The sequence below is a fragment of the Legionella sheltonii genome (assembly GCF_026191355.1).
In the GTDB taxonomy this organism is placed as follows: domain Bacteria; phylum Pseudomonadota; class Gammaproteobacteria; order Legionellales; family Legionellaceae; genus Legionella; species Legionella sheltonii.
On the sequence record NZ_JAPHOQ010000008.1, the window covers coordinates 162,199 to 176,021 of the forward strand.

A 13,823-nucleotide genomic window follows, 5' to 3' on the forward strand; every position below is an offset into this window, starting at 1 on the left:
ATTAGTGTTCCTCAGCAATCTCATTTTGATATTGTTCAGCAGATAATAAACTGTCAATTTCACCAGGATGACTAGGTTTCAGCTTGACCAGCCAGCCAGCAGTATAAGGGTCGGAATTAACAAGCGCTGGATTTTCGACGACTAATTCATTGACCGCGGTAACGACGCCACTTACGGGGGCATAGAAGTCAGAGGCAGCTTTTACTGACTCGACAACACCTAACTCTTCACCTGCGCTCACTTCATCACCTACTTCAGGCAATTCTACAAAAACCATGTCACCCAATAATTGTTGCGCATGATCCGTGATGCCTATGGTTACTTCATTTTGCTCTTCTTTGAGCCATTCATGGGTATTTGTGAATTTCAATTCATTCATTCGTATTATCCTTATTTAATTATATAACCACTTAATTCAAAATGTTTGGTAACGATTCAGCTGAAAAGCCATATTTTGCCCATCTTGGGCGAAAAGCACGCTGAGAAATGTTCACATAACCATCTATGCTACACTTTTTCAACGCGCTTTTCGCTCAACCTACGCTCAACTCTGTCTTTCACTTAGATTTTGAAATCATAATGAATCGATACCGTGTCTAAAGCGCCTTTCCTGATTTAACAAAACGGGGTTTACCTACTTTTGCTGGAACTAATTTGCCACGAATATCAACCATGACTTCATCACCTGTTTCAACAGGGACTCTTGCTAAAGCAATGGATTTTTCCAGGGTGGGTGAATAGCTGCCGCTAGTAATAATCCCATCTGCGCAGCCTGGAATGATTACCTTTTGTCCATGACGCATAATCCCTTTATCTAACAAGGTAAGTCCAACCATTTTACGCTTGATTCCTATTTGTTTTTGCGAAAATAAGGCCCCCATTCCGATAAAATCACGATCTGCAGGTTCCCATTTAATGGTCCAAGCAAGCCCTGATTCTAAGGGGCTAGTGGTCGTGTCCATATCCTGGCCGTAAAGAAGCATGCCCGCCTCCAGCCGCAGCGTATCTCGAGCGCCTAAGCCACAGGGATGTACGCCCACCTGCATTAAGTTATTCCATAATTGGACGATGCTCTCTTCAGGCGCGATGATTTCAAATCCATCTTCTCCAGTATATCCAGTGCGTGCAAAAAACCATTGTTCCACATCCACACATTCAAAATGTGTCAGTGTAGAGACTGCATCAATTTGGGCAGGATTAAGCGTTTTCAAGGTTTTTTCTATTGCCTGAGGTCCTTGGATGGCAATCATCGCCAATTCTCTGCGTTCTTGTAGGCCTACCGCAAACCCTTCGCTTTTTTTGCGAATCCAGGCCAAATCATTTTGTCGTGTTGCCGAATTCAGGACAACTCGGTAATTATCGGAAGCACGTTGATAAACGATGAGATCATCAATAACTCCACCGTGTTCGTTGCACATGCAACTATAAAGCGCCTTGCCATTGTGCTCGAGTTGATCCACATCATTCGTTAACAGCTTACGTAAAAATTGGCGGCCACCGGCGCCAAGTATGTCAACAATCGTCATATGCGAGACATCAAACATGCCGGCATCTTTTCGAACATAGTGATGTTCATTAATCTGCGATCCATAATGCAATGGCATTTCCCAGCCATGAAAATCAACCATTTTAGCGCCACATGCTTGATGAGTGGCATGAAGAGGGGTTTTAGCAATCATTGTACGTCCTTTTTCAATCACCTTAATGTGGGTGATTATACCTATTGCGATATATACTGTATATTGCATACAGCATATTTCTTAGGACTACTTTAATGATTGGGCTAAATGTTTGGCGTTGGATGCTGGATTTAGGTTGGTTGCTCTTTCTTTTAATACTCTTTAGACATTTTTGGCGTGATAGACAAATTTTGGTGCAGGCTCAATCATGGCTAAAAGTTAAGGGATATATTACCGCATGCGAATGGACTACAGTCGGCCATAGCGTTTGGCCTAAAATTGAATACACGTATCAGATTAACGATCATAATTTGACAGGGGAATATTTGTTTTTGGATACAGCTCATAATAATCCGAACAGTAAATATTCTCGTGGAGTAGCATATAAAGCAGCCGTAGCCTTTCAAGAGAATGAGGCAATTGATATTTATTATAATCCGAATCGTCCAGAGCAATCTGCTTTAGACGTATCCATGCCAACCAAATTAAATATTATATTGATTTTGATTGGCATATTAATTGTTGTGCACCTAGGTCTTATGGCTTGGCGTTATTGGGGGTAGGTGGAGTACCTGTTGATGGTGTATTTGTCGTACTCGGAGATGGTGTGCTATTCGGTGTTTCACTGTCTTCTTCGACAATGCATTTACAAGCGGGTTTCGTTTCTACAGACTGTAAGTTGGTAATGCTGTATCCGCGAACACCTTGACCTGAAGGTGCGACCATAAAATTAATGGCTACTTTCAAATGTTGTCGTTGCTGATACTGAGGATTTTGGTAGATCACCAACAGCCTCATGTTTGCTTTCCAATGCGTGGGATCAATTTGAGTGATTACAGGAGGTTCTGTTGCTACCGAGCTCACTCTATATTGATTTTTTTGCACCGCTTCTGGCAATTTGGACGCATTTAAAGCATTACTGAAGGCGATCCAGCCATCAGCTGTGAAATATTTGGCTATTTTCTTTTGATCTTCGAGGTAATTTTGATAGCTGTAGGTATATGTAGCAACAATTGCTTCATTGACCCAAACCGATAATTCAGCCTGTTCAGGTTGTGCATAACTTAATTGGAAAAAAATGGATAATAAAATAAAGGCAAATTTTTTATTCATATGTATGGTCCTTTTACAATAAGGAGGGCTAGACTTCGTTTACTACACCATAGTGTAGCATTATTCAATGCACATAAAAAAATCCCCGGCTGCGGCCGGGGCAAATTGGATGTTTAGATAATTAATCCAAACATTGCCCCGCTTAAGAGGGGGTAAAGCGGAGCTAAGCATTCGGGGGAAATGCTCACTATGTTAGACACAAAAAATATCAAAAAGTTCAATTATTAATCAGATTTTTATCATTTAAATCAATAAATAATCAAATGGAATAAATAGGCTATTGAATATTAAGGCATTTTAATAATTAAAGCAGTTATTTTATTCTCAAATTTATATCGAGCAACGTTGGGTTTTTTGAACTTGAGTCAGATAAAACATCCTAATTAAGCAGAAAAGTACATATTCAACTGCTTAAATCTATCGATTATGTTGTCTTTATGGTATTTTATTCCCCTTAAACAAGCAGCTGAAACTCGCATCAATACAATTAAACCTGTATCACAATTTGAGATACAAGCTTATCTTGATGTTATTTTTGAACTTCACTGCTTTTTCTATAAAAATAGGGCCTGTTGCAACTTCGCTAGATTGAGCCCAAATGACGTGATTTAGAATATTAAAATGCAGTGCCCAATCTCCGTCATCCCGAGCATAGCGAGGGATGACAAGGGATAGTATGCCAGCGCATATCACGCCATTTGCGCCCAATCTAGCGCATTGTAAACAGACCTTTACTGCGTGATTCATACGTTGCAGAGTGTGTTTTGGGTGTCGACAAGGTTATTAAGGGGGGCATGGTGCGAGAAAGTCGATTCTACTTTGCTAATCCTGATAGATTTGGCCGATATATCAATCGTTGGGATTTGTTGCTCCTTATTCTTATTTTTTCCATCTTGTTTTTTTTGGGGTGGGCCGGTTCACAAATGGCTACTCCTTATCAGTTGGGACAGCAGATACCTATTTCTTTAGATCCTGCCAATCTGCCTTTTTATGCATTACGTACCGTTCTTCGTATGTTTATTGCATTGTTTTTTTCAATCATTTTTACGTTTACTGTAGGACTTTGGGCGGCCAAAAATCGCCGTGCGGAACAAATCATTATCCCTGCCATTGATATTTTGCAATCCATACCGGTGCTTAGTTTCTTATCCATTACCGTGACTGGGTTTATCCGCCTATTTCCAAACAGTTTGTTGGGACCTGAATGTGCCTCCATTTTCGCAATTTTTTGTGCCCAAGTATGGAATATGACTTTTGGTTTTTATCAGTCATTAAAAACATTGCCTCATGATTTACAAGAAGTGTCTTCTATGTTTCGACTTTCAGCATGGCAGCGTTTTTGGAAACTGGAGGTTCCTTTTTCGATGTCGAGCTTGTTATGGAACATGATGGTTTCTATGTCTGCAAGTTGGTTCTTTGTGGTTTTATCGGAAGCAATTTCTGTAGCTCATCAAGACATCAGATTACCCGGGGTAGGCTCGTATATTGCTCTAGCAATCCAGCAACGGGATATCCATGCAGTGGGCTATGCTATTTTGGCAATGGTGGTCGTTATTTTCTTATATGATCAAATATTCTTCCGCCCCTTAATTGCTTGGTCCGAAAAATTTAAAACAGAACAGTCTCATGATGAAGTGGAATATCAATCTTGGTTGATAGATTGGATACGCGGTAGTCGGTTAATGAAGCAATTTGCTGAAGTCATTAGTATTTTTACTGATTATTTTGTCAATGCGCGCTGGCTTAGGATTAATGAGGCTAAAGCCATTAAAGAAGTTGATTTTAAAAGACAGAAACGTCTGGATCGGCTTTGGAGTATTTTAGTCTTAATCAGTGTTTGCTCGGGAGCATGGTTCCTATTACGCTTTATCCTTGCAGAATTGAAAGTCAGTGATATTTTACATGTATTTCTACTCGGCGCTGCTACAGGCACTCGAGTTCTTTGTTTGATTTTCTTGAGCTCCCTCGTCTGGATTCCAATAGGGGTGTGGATTGGCTTGAGACCAAGAATTGCACAAAAAATACAGCCTGTTATCCAATTTGTTGCGGCGTTTCCAGCGAATTTATTCTATCCTTTATTTGTGATTGCTATTGTCGCGTTTCATTTAAATGTAGAAATATGGGTGACGCCACTCATGATTCTTGGAACACAATGGTATATTTTATTCAATGTGATTGCAGGAGCATCTACTATTCCGCGTGAGCTTTATCTCGCTGCAGATAATTTTGGTTTGAAAGGATGGATTTGGTGGAAAAGATTGGCGCTGCCTGGAATTTTTCCTTTTTATATTACTGGTGCCATTACAGCAGCAGGAGGTGCATGGAATGCCAGTATCGTCGCGGAATTTGTGAGTTGGGGGAATACTACCCTTAGAGCCACAGGCCTGGGCGAATACATTCAAGCCAGTACGGCAACTGGTGATTTCCCAAAGATTGCTTTAGGTACCGCGATGATGTGTTTGTATGTGCTTACTTTTAACCATTTGATTTGGCGTCCGCTCTATCGGTTGGCGGAAGAACGTTTTAACTTTAATTAAAAAGATACCTATGTCTGAAACCATTATTGCTATAGAAAGCTTGCGCAAGTCATTTAAAAAAGCCGCAGAACAAGATTTGCTGGTGCTTGAGGATGTTAATTTTAAACTGCAAGAAGGTGAAATCGTTGCTTTATTAGGTAAATCCGGTTCAGGAAAATCTACTTTGCTACGTATTATTGCCGGGCTTATAGCGCCTACCAGTGGAACGGTAACATATCGAGGCAAACCGGTTACCCGCCCAGTTGATGGTATTGCGATGGTTTTTCAGTCTTTTGCGTTGATGCCATGGCTTACCGTATTAGAAAATGTGGAACTGGGGCTTGAGGCACAAGGTGTAAACCGTGAAGAGCGAAGACATCGCGCGATTGAAGCAATTGATATTATTGGTCTTGACGGTTTTGAATCCGCTTTCCCTAAAGAGCTTTCTGGGGGGATGCGCCAACGGGTCGGTTTTGCGCGAGCCCTTGTCATTAATCCTGATGTCTTACTTATGGATGAGCCTTTTTCTGCCCTTGATGTACTCACCGCAGAAAACCTAAAATCGGACTTATTGGAATTGTGGAAAGAAAAGAAAACCAATACCAATGGAATTTTATTAGTAACACATAATATTGAAGAAGCCGCTACATTAGCCGATAGAATTGTAATTTTCGGTAATGATCCCGGCTACATTCGTGCGGAACTCCCTGTAACTTTACCGCAGCCGCGTGAACCTGAGTCTCCTGAGTTTCGGGCTTTGGTTGATAAAATTTACACGTTAATGACAACCGGCCCCAAAGAGAAGGCAAAACGTGCGCAAAGAGAACGACAAATCGGTTTGGGATATCGCTTGCCTGATGTAGAACCTTCAGAATTAACGGGTTTGATTGAGACAATGACTTCTTTTGAAGAGCGGATTGATTTGCCAGAACTCGCTGATGAATTAATGATGAATATTGATGATCTGTTCCCCATACTCGAAACTTTGGAGATATTAGGTTTTGCTAAAGTTTCTGCGGGGGATATCCAATTAAGCGACTTAGGAAAGCAATTTGCGGAAGCGGATCTTCAAGAACGTAAGCAACTATTTGCACAAAGATTATTGGAGAAAGTGCCCCTTGCACGTTATATACGACGGATTTTAGATGAAAAAGTAGGTCATCGAGTTTCCGAAGAACGGTTTTTGAGTAAGCTTGAAGATTATTTAAGTGAAAAAGAAGCCGATCGGGTATTACGCACCATGATTGATTGGGGGCGTTATGCCGAGATTTTTGCCTATGATTTCAATACGGGGATCTTAAGTTTGGAAAACCCTGGTAAAGGCGCCTGATAAAAATCTTCGTCGCTGCAAAGCGGATTTCACTGTGCACCAATTAATAACTATAAGTTCAAAGAACACTTAAATTAACACCAATAATTCGTTATGATTTTTGTTCAAGCTGATCTAAGGTTATTTAGCATGGAGCACAAAAGAGAATATGATGAGCACTTCAAAGTAATTCTTCTTGGAGATAATGCTGTAGGGAAGTCCAGTTTGATGCATACCTATTGTGGGGGCACCCTTCATCCTTTTGATGAATATATGAGCACCATGGGTGTTGATCAAAAAATACAATGGATAAATGCCTTTAATAAAAAAATACAATTACGGATCTGGGATGCATCGGGGGCTCCTAGATTACAAAAAGTAGTAGACTCCTATTTTCGTACGGTGGATGGCGCCTTGATTTGCTTTGATCTCTCACAAAAGGGATCGTTACAGAATACCAAAGAATATATTGAGCGTTTACGGTCAGCTAAAAAAAATGTACCTATACTACTCGTGGGTTGTAAAGCAGATATCACCCATCGTCGAGAAATACCCACCGAACAGGCACAGCAATTCGCCGATGAATTGGGACTTGCTTATTTAGAAGTTTCTGCCCTCAAAAAAGCAAATATTGAGCAACCGTTTACCCAGATCCTTGAGCAAATATATATTTCTACGCAGCTGAATAAGGTAAAGCCTAGCTTAGAAGCGTATTTCCATGAGTATTTAAAATTAACTAATCCCAGAAACTATGCCGGTTTTTTTATAGACCAAGGTGTGTTGTTAAGTAAAGGTGATGAGAAGCTACAAGAAGAATTCAAAACTCATTTTAAACAATTATTTGATTACAAAAATGTGAAGGAGTTAGTTGCGTTTTGTAGAACAGCATCGGAGCTTATGGAAAGAGGGAGTGAGTTTTATAAGCGGGACAATCCTGTTTTGAGTGGCTTTGTTTCAAGTCCGCTTACAAAAATATTAAAACAAACATTAAATGTGCTAACCAATGTGTTAGGGGAGATGTTGGGTTTAGCTAGCGCAAAAGAACTGATTTATCCGAAAAGTACGATGACCAATGTTCTTTAACTACGAAACCCATCAGGACATTCATTTGCATGAGCCTATGCTGACCGAAAAGCATGTCTTGAGTTGGTCTATGTCTATCAGGTGAAGAAAATAGGTCAAAATATCCCCTCACCCTAACCCTCTCCCACGAGTGGGGGAGGGGATTTTTAATGTTATCTAAATATTATTTCACCTACACCCCACCTTGGGGGAGAGGGTTAGGGGGTATTTACCGCATCGCCACCCTTACGGCCAGCATGCATAAGGCAGATTACCCTTTGCGAGAGAGGTAATTCAGTATTTCCAGTAAACGTTCCGGACTCCCTGCCATTTGTAAATCAGTTTTATATTTATTATTCACTACAAAAGCGGGGACCGCATTAATTTGATAAGTGCCCATGAGGCTCATTCCATTTTGCACACGCATATCGATTGTTGGCGAATTTTCAAAGGCACTTTTTGCAATTTCCTTATCAACCCCTTGAGTAATAAAGAAATTGATCATCGCTTGTTTTGATTCTAACGGTTTTTTCTCTACTTGTATGGCTTTAAAGAGTAATGGATCCATTTTATCCGAAAGTGCCAGTGTTTTTGCAGTGTAGTAGGCCTTGGCATAAAGCTCCCAAGTAGGCTTGAAGACGACAGGGACGCGTTCGAATTGGATGTTATTACCCATTTTACTCACCCATTCATCTAAAGGTGCTTCTATTTTATAACACCAAGGACAGCCATAACTAAAAAACTCTTCAATAATGGGGGTTTTATTTTTATTGGTGGCTTGGGGATTACTCACAACTTGATAATCCTTACCTTCAACAAATGAAGCGGCTAGAGCCATTGCGGGCAAGAGCAAGAATACAGCGATTAATTTTTTTAACATAATTTAATTTCCTAATGTAACCCTTCAATATAATGTGCTACTGCTTCCATATCATCTTGGCTCATTCTACTACTAATATCTTGCATGATATGGTTTAAATCATTTTTTCTCTTACCGTCTTTAAATGCATTGAGTTGCAAAACGGTATAAGCAGCATGTTGCCCCGAAAGCACCGGAAAGCCCGCTTGGGAGTTACCTGTCCCTTTAGGACCATGACAGGCAATACATGCTGTAATCCTTTTTGTAAAATCTCCACCACGGTAAATCTGCTCACCACGGGTGAGAAATTTTTCAGGGGTGCTGCCTTGAGCAAGAGGCATTTTAGCATAATATGCTGCCAAGTCATCCATGTCCTGCTCGTTCAGCATCGCAACAATAGCCTGCATGGTAGGAACATTGCGAAGGGTACCCTCTTTGATGTCTTTAAGCTGTTTTATAAAATATTTGGGATGTTGTCCTGCGATATTAGGCCAATCAGGATTGGGACTATTGCCTTGTGGACCATGACATGCGGTACAAACAGCTGCTTTATTTGCAACGGAGTTAGCATTTTCTTGGGCAAAAAGGGTGAGTGGTACACCGAGAAGAAAAGTGAGTACAAATTTTTTCATCGATTTCTCATAATAAATTCTTGAAGTAATGGTACACTGCCTTGGTTGAAATCCGAAATATTATAATTCATATGTCAGAAAATCCTTATTCTAAAGCAATATTCTTAAAAAGTGCTGCACGCGTATCCCATCTGCCCGAGGACTCAGGATATGAAGTTGCTTTTGCCGGCCGCTCCAATGCCGGCAAGTCAAGTGCCTTAAACTGTTTAACCGGCATCAAAAATTTGGCACGAACCAGTAAAACACCCGGCCGCACCCAATTAATTAACTTATTTGAGATCGATACAGAGCGTCGTCTTGTTGATTTACCCGGCTATGGCTATGCCAAAGTCGCCTTACAAGTGAAAATGGATTGGCAAAAAAATTTAGCACATTATCTTGAAGTCAGAAAAAGCTTAAAAGGGTTGATCTTATTAATGGACATCCGTCATCCGTTAAAGGATTTGGACGTGATGATGATCGATTGGGCTTTGGAGCGAGAGCTTCCGGTACATATTTTACTGACTAAGTCGGATAAATTAAGCCGCAGCGATGTAAAGAACACCCTATTAAAAGTACGCAAGCATTATGACTTGGCGGAGCATTTAATCACCGTGCAATCTTTTTCTTCCTTGAAGAAAGAAGGGGTTGCGGAATTGATTGCTTTGCTCAATCAATGGTTTGAATTAGTGTAGTCTGGTTGCAAGCAACCGGACTACAAACTGGATGGAGAGATGAATTTTCTATAATCCATTCTCTAGTTAGCCCTTAATTTCCGCATTGTCCAATACTTTTTCTGCTTGAGCGGCACGATATTTTTTAATCGCCTCGCGATACTCGGGATACTTATTGCCCAGGATCGTTACTGCCAAAATTGCCGCATTGATAGCGCCTGCTTTCCCCACTGCAAGAGTGCCTACGGGGATTCCTGCGGGCATTTGGACTATGGATAACAGTGCATCAAGACCATTCGTGAAGGTCGATGAGGGCATGGGGACACCTAAAACAGGTACTATGGTTTTCGCAGCAACAACACCGGGCAAATGCGCTGCGCCACCTGCTGCAGCGATAAAGAGTTCTACGCCACGTTGTTCTGCTGATTTGAGATAATCGAATAACGCATCGGGGGTGCGGTGTGCGGATAAAGCACGTACCTCATGAGGAATATTAAATTGTTCCAGAGTTAAGCTGGCTTCTTCCATAATGGCCCAATCCGATTTCGAGCCCATCAGTATTGATACAAGTATATTTGACATATTCACCTCTATTATTTACATGGAGCCTTGTCGGAAGTTGCAATGGTGTATATCGCTTCAATCAAAGCCTCTCCTTCCAGTTCCTGTACTCTGGTTTTCAACAACTCGGGAGTATCGCCTGCCAAAACAGGGCATTTCTTTTGTACAATAATTGGGCCAGCATCGACCTGTTCCGTGACAAAGTGCACGGTGCAGCCAGTTTCAATTTCAGCCCCATCTAAAACGGCTTGGTGCACATCCAGGTTCATTAATCCTGCATAAGCAGGCAATAAAGAAGGATGAACGTTGATTATTTTATGTTCCCAATTCGCGACAAACTCAGCAGATAATATACGCATATAGCCAATTAAAACAATGAGCTCTATGCAATGTTGTTTGAGTATCTCGGATAACGAATGGTCAAAATCGCTGCGACTTAATCCCTGAGGATTAATAAACAGGGATTTGAGTCCGAAATTTTCTGCTTTTTCCAAAATGGGAGCATCTGCTTTATTGCTTAAAACCAGCTCGATTGTTGCAGGTAAACGCTGCTGCTTTATTGCAGCAACCACGGCGTTTAAATTAGTACCGCGAGTGGAACCAAGTACGGCAATGCGAATCATGAGGCGCGTATCCTTTGCATATGATCAATACGTTGCTGAATTAATTGTTGTGTACCGATGTCTTCACGATGAAATAAAGGCCCTTCAATGGATGAAATTTCACCTTCCGCTTTTATTTCAGCAGCGACAATGGAATCGGCAATTCCTACATAAGCTGCAGTACGCGAACCTTCAGCAATGATTTGCTGATCGACCTGATTGACTGAAGAAAGGTAGAGATGATCCTGGCAAACTACTTTTGAAAAATCAACGACAAAATTCTTCTTTGGGGTATCAGGATAGCCTTCAGGAACTGCATATTTACACACTGTTGCCTGTTTGGAAAATCGGACCTTATCATCGCTTAAGTTGCCATGAATCATTGCTTGGCAAACGGTAACAAAATCAGATTCTAAAATCGATAATACATTTAATGATTCGGGATCGCCAAAGCGGGCGTTAAATTCAATGACATAAATTCCGTTTTTAGTCGCAATAAAGCTGCCATATAAAATGCCAATATAAGGTTCATCATATTCAGAAGACAATGCCTGAAAGACAGCGTTGTTAATCGCTAGGGCTTCGTGTACGTCGTGAGGCGTTAAAAAAGGCAAGCGATGGTCGGTGTCTGAATAACTGCCCATACCGCCCGTATTAGGACCTCGATCGCCGTTATAAGCGCGTTTATGATCTTGCACTAAAGGCATGGGGATGAGTTTTTTGCCATCAGCAAAACACATGAAGGAAAATTCCTGGCCAATGAGTTTTTCTTCGATGAGAATCGTTTGCTTTTTATCAAGAATTTCCTGACAAAAAAGTAAGGCCTCCGCAATTGAGTGCAAATGCTCCCCTGCGACTTTAACCCCTTTGCCCCCCATTAAGCCATTGGCTTTAATGACGTAATTGCCTTCCCCAAGCTCAGAGAGGAATGTTTCAACTTGATTGAGTGTGGTAAATTTTTGATAACGTGGCAGACCGGCAATATGATGCTTTTTCATTAAATCACGGGCAAACTCTTTAGAGGTTTCAATTTGCGCCAATTCTTTTTTCGGGCCGATGGTTGGAATTCCTGCTTGCCATAATGCATCCGCCATGCCTTGTTCAAGAGGGGCTTCTGGGCCAATAATCGCTAATTCAATATGCCAGTGTTTTGCCTTAGAGACAACGGCAGCGCAATCGGTAATATCTCCAGCAGCATAGTGCTCCGTGAGATGATGGATGCCTGGGTTGATTGCCGTCCCATAACAAAATAATGAAGGTCGTTGTGGTGAGCGGTGTAGTGCTTTGATGAGTGCATGCTCACGCGCACCAGAACCGATAACAAGAATGTTCATTCAATGTCCTCTTTTTTTGGGGAAATACCTCTACTTGTTTCACGTTGTAGTTCAAGTTGATTCATTTTTTCTGCAGTGAGCTTTTTACAAAAGTAATCGCCATCCATACACGCCATGCAGGGTTTCTTGATTTGATGTTCCCCCCGACGCGTTACGGCTTCAATCAAGTCCTCGTGGGATTGATAGAGTAACGCATCCACCCCGAGATAGTTGGCAATTTCATCCTCACTTTGATTTGCAGCAATTAACTCTTTGCGTGAGGGAATATCAATTCCACTAAAGCAGGGATTTTTAAGTGCGGGTGACGTGGAGGCAAAATAAATTTGTTTCGCTCCAGACTCTCTTACCATTTTGACAATTTCGCGAGAGGTGGTGCCTCGAACAATACTGTCATCGATAATCATGACTATTTTATTTTTAATTTCCGTTGGTTGCGGGGTTAGTTTGTAACGAATATTCCGACTTCTGGCCTTTTGATTGGGCATAATAAACGTACGGCCTATAAAAGGATTTTTATACAGCCCCTCAGAATACCGGACCCCTAATTCGCTGGCAAAAGACAACGCGGCGGTATTGGCCGTGAACGGCGCAGGGATAACAATATCTGGGATAAGATCGGGATGCTTTTTCTTCCATTGGATCGCCAAATTCTGTCCCATCCGCAAACGCGAACGGTAAACACTGACGTTATTGAGCGTTGCATCTGGGCGGGCGAAATAAACATATTCGAAAACACAAGGTCTGAATTCTTGCGTCTTCAAAACGCGGCGGTGCATCGTACCCTTTAAATCAATAAAGGCAACTTCGCCAGGTAAAATATCTCCTTTGGGCTCAAAGCCTAAGGCATAAAAAGGGGTGGTTTCTGATGCAAAAATTGTATCTACAGTTCCATCAGGATTTTCACGTGTTCCCCAAACTAAAGGGCGAATCCCGTGGGGGTCACGAAAGGCAACCAGTCCCTTGCCAATAATCACAGAAACAATCGAATAAGCTCCTTCCATGCGTTCAAAAATATGTGAGACTGCTTTGGTCAGTAGCTCGAAAAAGCTTTCATTGTTTTCCTCATTACTGGCGGCATTACTGGCCAGATTATCGGCAAGCATCAGTAATAGGGCTTCCGAATCGAGGGACGTGTTGAGATGTCGATGTTGTTTTAAACGAATTTCATCGGCCAACTCTTGGTAATTCGACAAATTGCCATTATGTGCCAGCGCTATGCCACGGGGGCTGCCAATCCATAAGGGTTGGACATCGGTTTCCGTATAACCGCCTGCGGTAGGATAACGAACATGACCAATGCCGATATTACCCATGAGCGGGGAAACATTGTCTGGCGTAAAAATTTCACGTACCAAACCCAATCCATGTTTGGTGTAGAACCGCTGATCACAAGTCAGGATGCCAGCGGCATCCTGACCTCGATGTTGTAAATGGATAAGACTCTCATATAATTCAGAGGCTACTGGTTCGTGACTGTAAATACCTACTATCCCACACATTGGT

The 13,823-nt window shown here is 41.6% G+C and carries 14 protein-coding genes; 5 read left to right on the forward strand and 9 right to left on the reverse strand.

What is annotated here, in order from left to right; all coding sequences use genetic code 11:
• Position 1 precedes the first annotated feature (1 nt).
• On the reverse strand, positions 2-379 hold the full coding sequence (gene gcvH, locus OQJ26_RS10535) for a glycine cleavage system protein GcvH (RefSeq protein WP_265703791.1): 378 nt from the start codon (positions 377-379) through the stop codon (positions 2-4).
• A 217-nt stretch (positions 380-596) separates the two neighbouring features.
• Complete coding sequence (gene gcvT / locus OQJ26_RS10540; protein ID WP_265703854.1) at positions 597-1,679, reverse strand: glycine cleavage system aminomethyltransferase GcvT; 1,083 nt, start codon at positions 1,677-1,679, stop codon at positions 597-599.
• Between the two features lie 95 nt (positions 1,680-1,774).
• Between gcvT and OQJ26_RS10545 the strand changes: the two genes are divergently transcribed.
• Positions 1,775-2,242: a DUF3592 domain-containing protein gene (locus OQJ26_RS10545; RefSeq protein WP_265703792.1), complete on the forward strand. Its 468-nt coding sequence runs from the start codon at positions 1,775-1,777 to the stop codon at positions 2,240-2,242.
• On the opposite strand, the gene OQJ26_RS10550 is transcribed toward OQJ26_RS10545, so the two are convergent.
• Complete coding sequence (locus OQJ26_RS10550; RefSeq protein WP_265703794.1) at positions 2,217-2,792, reverse strand: DotI/IcmL family type IV secretion protein; 576 nt, start codon at positions 2,790-2,792, stop codon at positions 2,217-2,219. The genes OQJ26_RS10545 and OQJ26_RS10550 overlap by 26 nt on opposite strands.
• 797 nt (positions 2,793-3,589) lie before the next feature.
• Between OQJ26_RS10550 and OQJ26_RS10555 the strand changes: the two genes are divergently transcribed.
• From OQJ26_RS10555 to OQJ26_RS10565, 3 genes are all read left to right on the forward strand, one after another.
• Positions 3,590-5,329 carry an ABC transporter permease gene (locus tag OQJ26_RS10555; RefSeq protein WP_265703855.1) on the forward strand — a complete coding sequence of 580 codons (1,740 nt, stop codon included), beginning with the start codon at positions 3,590-3,592 and terminating at the stop codon, positions 5,327-5,329.
• A gap of 10 nt (positions 5,330-5,339) precedes the next feature.
• On the forward strand, positions 5,340-6,638 hold the full coding sequence (locus tag OQJ26_RS10560) for an ABC transporter ATP-binding protein (RefSeq protein ID WP_265703795.1): 1,299 nt from the start codon (positions 5,340-5,342) through the stop codon (positions 6,636-6,638).
• Between the two features lie 129 nt (positions 6,639-6,767).
• Positions 6,768-7,700 (forward strand): Rab family GTPase, encoded by a 933-nt coding sequence (locus OQJ26_RS10565; RefSeq protein ID WP_265703796.1) that lies wholly within the window; start codon positions 6,768-6,770, stop codon positions 7,698-7,700.
• Between the two features lie 250 nt (positions 7,701-7,950).
• On the opposite strand, the gene OQJ26_RS10570 is transcribed toward OQJ26_RS10565, so the two are convergent.
• Positions 7,951-8,559: a thiol:disulfide interchange protein DsbA/DsbL gene (locus tag OQJ26_RS10570; RefSeq protein ID WP_265703797.1), complete on the reverse strand. Its 609-nt coding sequence runs from the start codon at positions 8,557-8,559 to the stop codon at positions 7,951-7,953.
• 11 nt (positions 8,560-8,570) lie between these two features.
• Positions 8,571-9,170, reverse strand: coding sequence for a c-type cytochrome (locus OQJ26_RS10575; protein WP_265703798.1), 600 nt, complete (start codon positions 9,168-9,170; stop codon positions 8,571-8,573).
• A gap of 71 nt (positions 9,171-9,241) precedes the next feature.
• On the opposite strand from OQJ26_RS10575, the gene yihA reads away from it, so the two are divergent.
• On the forward strand, positions 9,242-9,844 hold the full coding sequence (yihA, locus tag OQJ26_RS10580; RefSeq protein ID WP_265703799.1) for a ribosome biogenesis GTP-binding protein YihA/YsxC: 603 nt from the start codon (positions 9,242-9,244) through the stop codon (positions 9,842-9,844).
• A 66-nt stretch (positions 9,845-9,910) separates the two neighbouring features.
• Here the strand turns inward: yihA and purE are convergent, their stop codons facing one another.
• The 4 genes from purE to purF are packed head-to-tail and all read right to left on the reverse strand — an operon-like array spanning position 9,911 to position 13,819.
• The gene (purE, locus tag OQJ26_RS10585) at positions 9,911-10,405 is read right to left on the reverse strand and encodes a 5-(carboxyamino)imidazole ribonucleotide mutase (RefSeq protein WP_265703800.1); all 495 of its coding nucleotides are present in this window, start codon (positions 10,403-10,405) and stop codon (positions 9,911-9,913) included.
• 11 nt (positions 10,406-10,416) lie between these two features.
• On the reverse strand, positions 10,417-11,007 hold the full coding sequence (purN, locus tag OQJ26_RS10590) for a phosphoribosylglycinamide formyltransferase (RefSeq protein ID WP_265703801.1): 591 nt from the start codon (positions 11,005-11,007) through the stop codon (positions 10,417-10,419).
• Positions 11,004-12,320, reverse strand: a complete 1,317-nt coding sequence (purD, locus tag OQJ26_RS10595) for a phosphoribosylamine--glycine ligase (RefSeq protein WP_265703802.1) — start codon at positions 12,318-12,320, stop codon at positions 11,004-11,006. The genes purN and purD overlap by 4 nt, the downstream gene beginning before the upstream one ends.
• On the reverse strand, positions 12,317-13,819 hold the full coding sequence (gene purF, locus OQJ26_RS10600) for an amidophosphoribosyltransferase (RefSeq protein ID WP_265703803.1): 1,503 nt from the start codon (positions 13,817-13,819) through the stop codon (positions 12,317-12,319). Before purF ends, purD begins: the two co-directional genes overlap by 4 nt.
• Positions 13,820-13,823: the final 4 nt, after the last annotated feature.

What these genes read in the sequence shown, in the direction of transcription:
- gcvH (WP_265703791.1), bottom strand. Translation starts at nt 379, where the DNA reads ATGAATGAATTGAAATTCACAAATACCCATGAATGGCTCAAAGAAGAG.
- gcvT (WP_265703854.1), bottom strand. Translation starts at nt 1,679, where the DNA reads ATGATTGCTAAAACCCCTCTTCATGCCACTCATCAAGCATGTGGCGCT.
- OQJ26_RS10545 (WP_265703792.1), top strand. Translation starts at nt 1,775, where the DNA reads ATGATTGGGCTAAATGTTTGGCGTTGGATGCTGGATTTAGGTTGGTTG.
- OQJ26_RS10550 (WP_265703794.1), bottom strand. Translation starts at nt 2,792, where the DNA reads ATGAATAAAAAATTTGCCTTTATTTTATTATCCATTTTTTTCCAATTA.
- OQJ26_RS10560 (WP_265703795.1), top strand. Translation starts at nt 5,340, where the DNA reads ATGTCTGAAACCATTATTGCTATAGAAAGCTTGCGCAAGTCATTTAAA.
- OQJ26_RS10565 (WP_265703796.1), top strand. Translation starts at nt 6,768, where the DNA reads ATGGAGCACAAAAGAGAATATGATGAGCACTTCAAAGTAATTCTTCTT.
- OQJ26_RS10570 (WP_265703797.1), bottom strand. Translation starts at nt 8,559, where the DNA reads ATGTTAAAAAAATTAATCGCTGTATTCTTGCTCTTGCCCGCAATGGCT.
- OQJ26_RS10575 (WP_265703798.1), bottom strand. Translation starts at nt 9,170, where the DNA reads ATGAAAAAATTTGTACTCACTTTTCTTCTCGGTGTACCACTCACCCTT.
- yihA (WP_265703799.1), top strand. Translation starts at nt 9,242, where the DNA reads ATGTCAGAAAATCCTTATTCTAAAGCAATATTCTTAAAAAGTGCTGCA.
- purE (WP_265703800.1), bottom strand. Translation starts at nt 10,405, where the DNA reads ATGTCAAATATACTTGTATCAATACTGATGGGCTCGAAATCGGATTGG.
- purN (WP_265703801.1), bottom strand. Translation starts at nt 11,007, where the DNA reads ATGATTCGCATTGCCGTACTTGGTTCCACTCGCGGTACTAATTTAAAC.
- purD (WP_265703802.1), bottom strand. Translation starts at nt 12,320, where the DNA reads ATGAACATTCTTGTTATCGGTTCTGGTGCGCGTGAGCATGCACTCATC.
- purF (WP_265703803.1), bottom strand. Translation starts at nt 13,819, where the DNA reads ATGTGTGGGATAGTAGGTATTTACAGTCACGAACCAGTAGCCTCTGAA.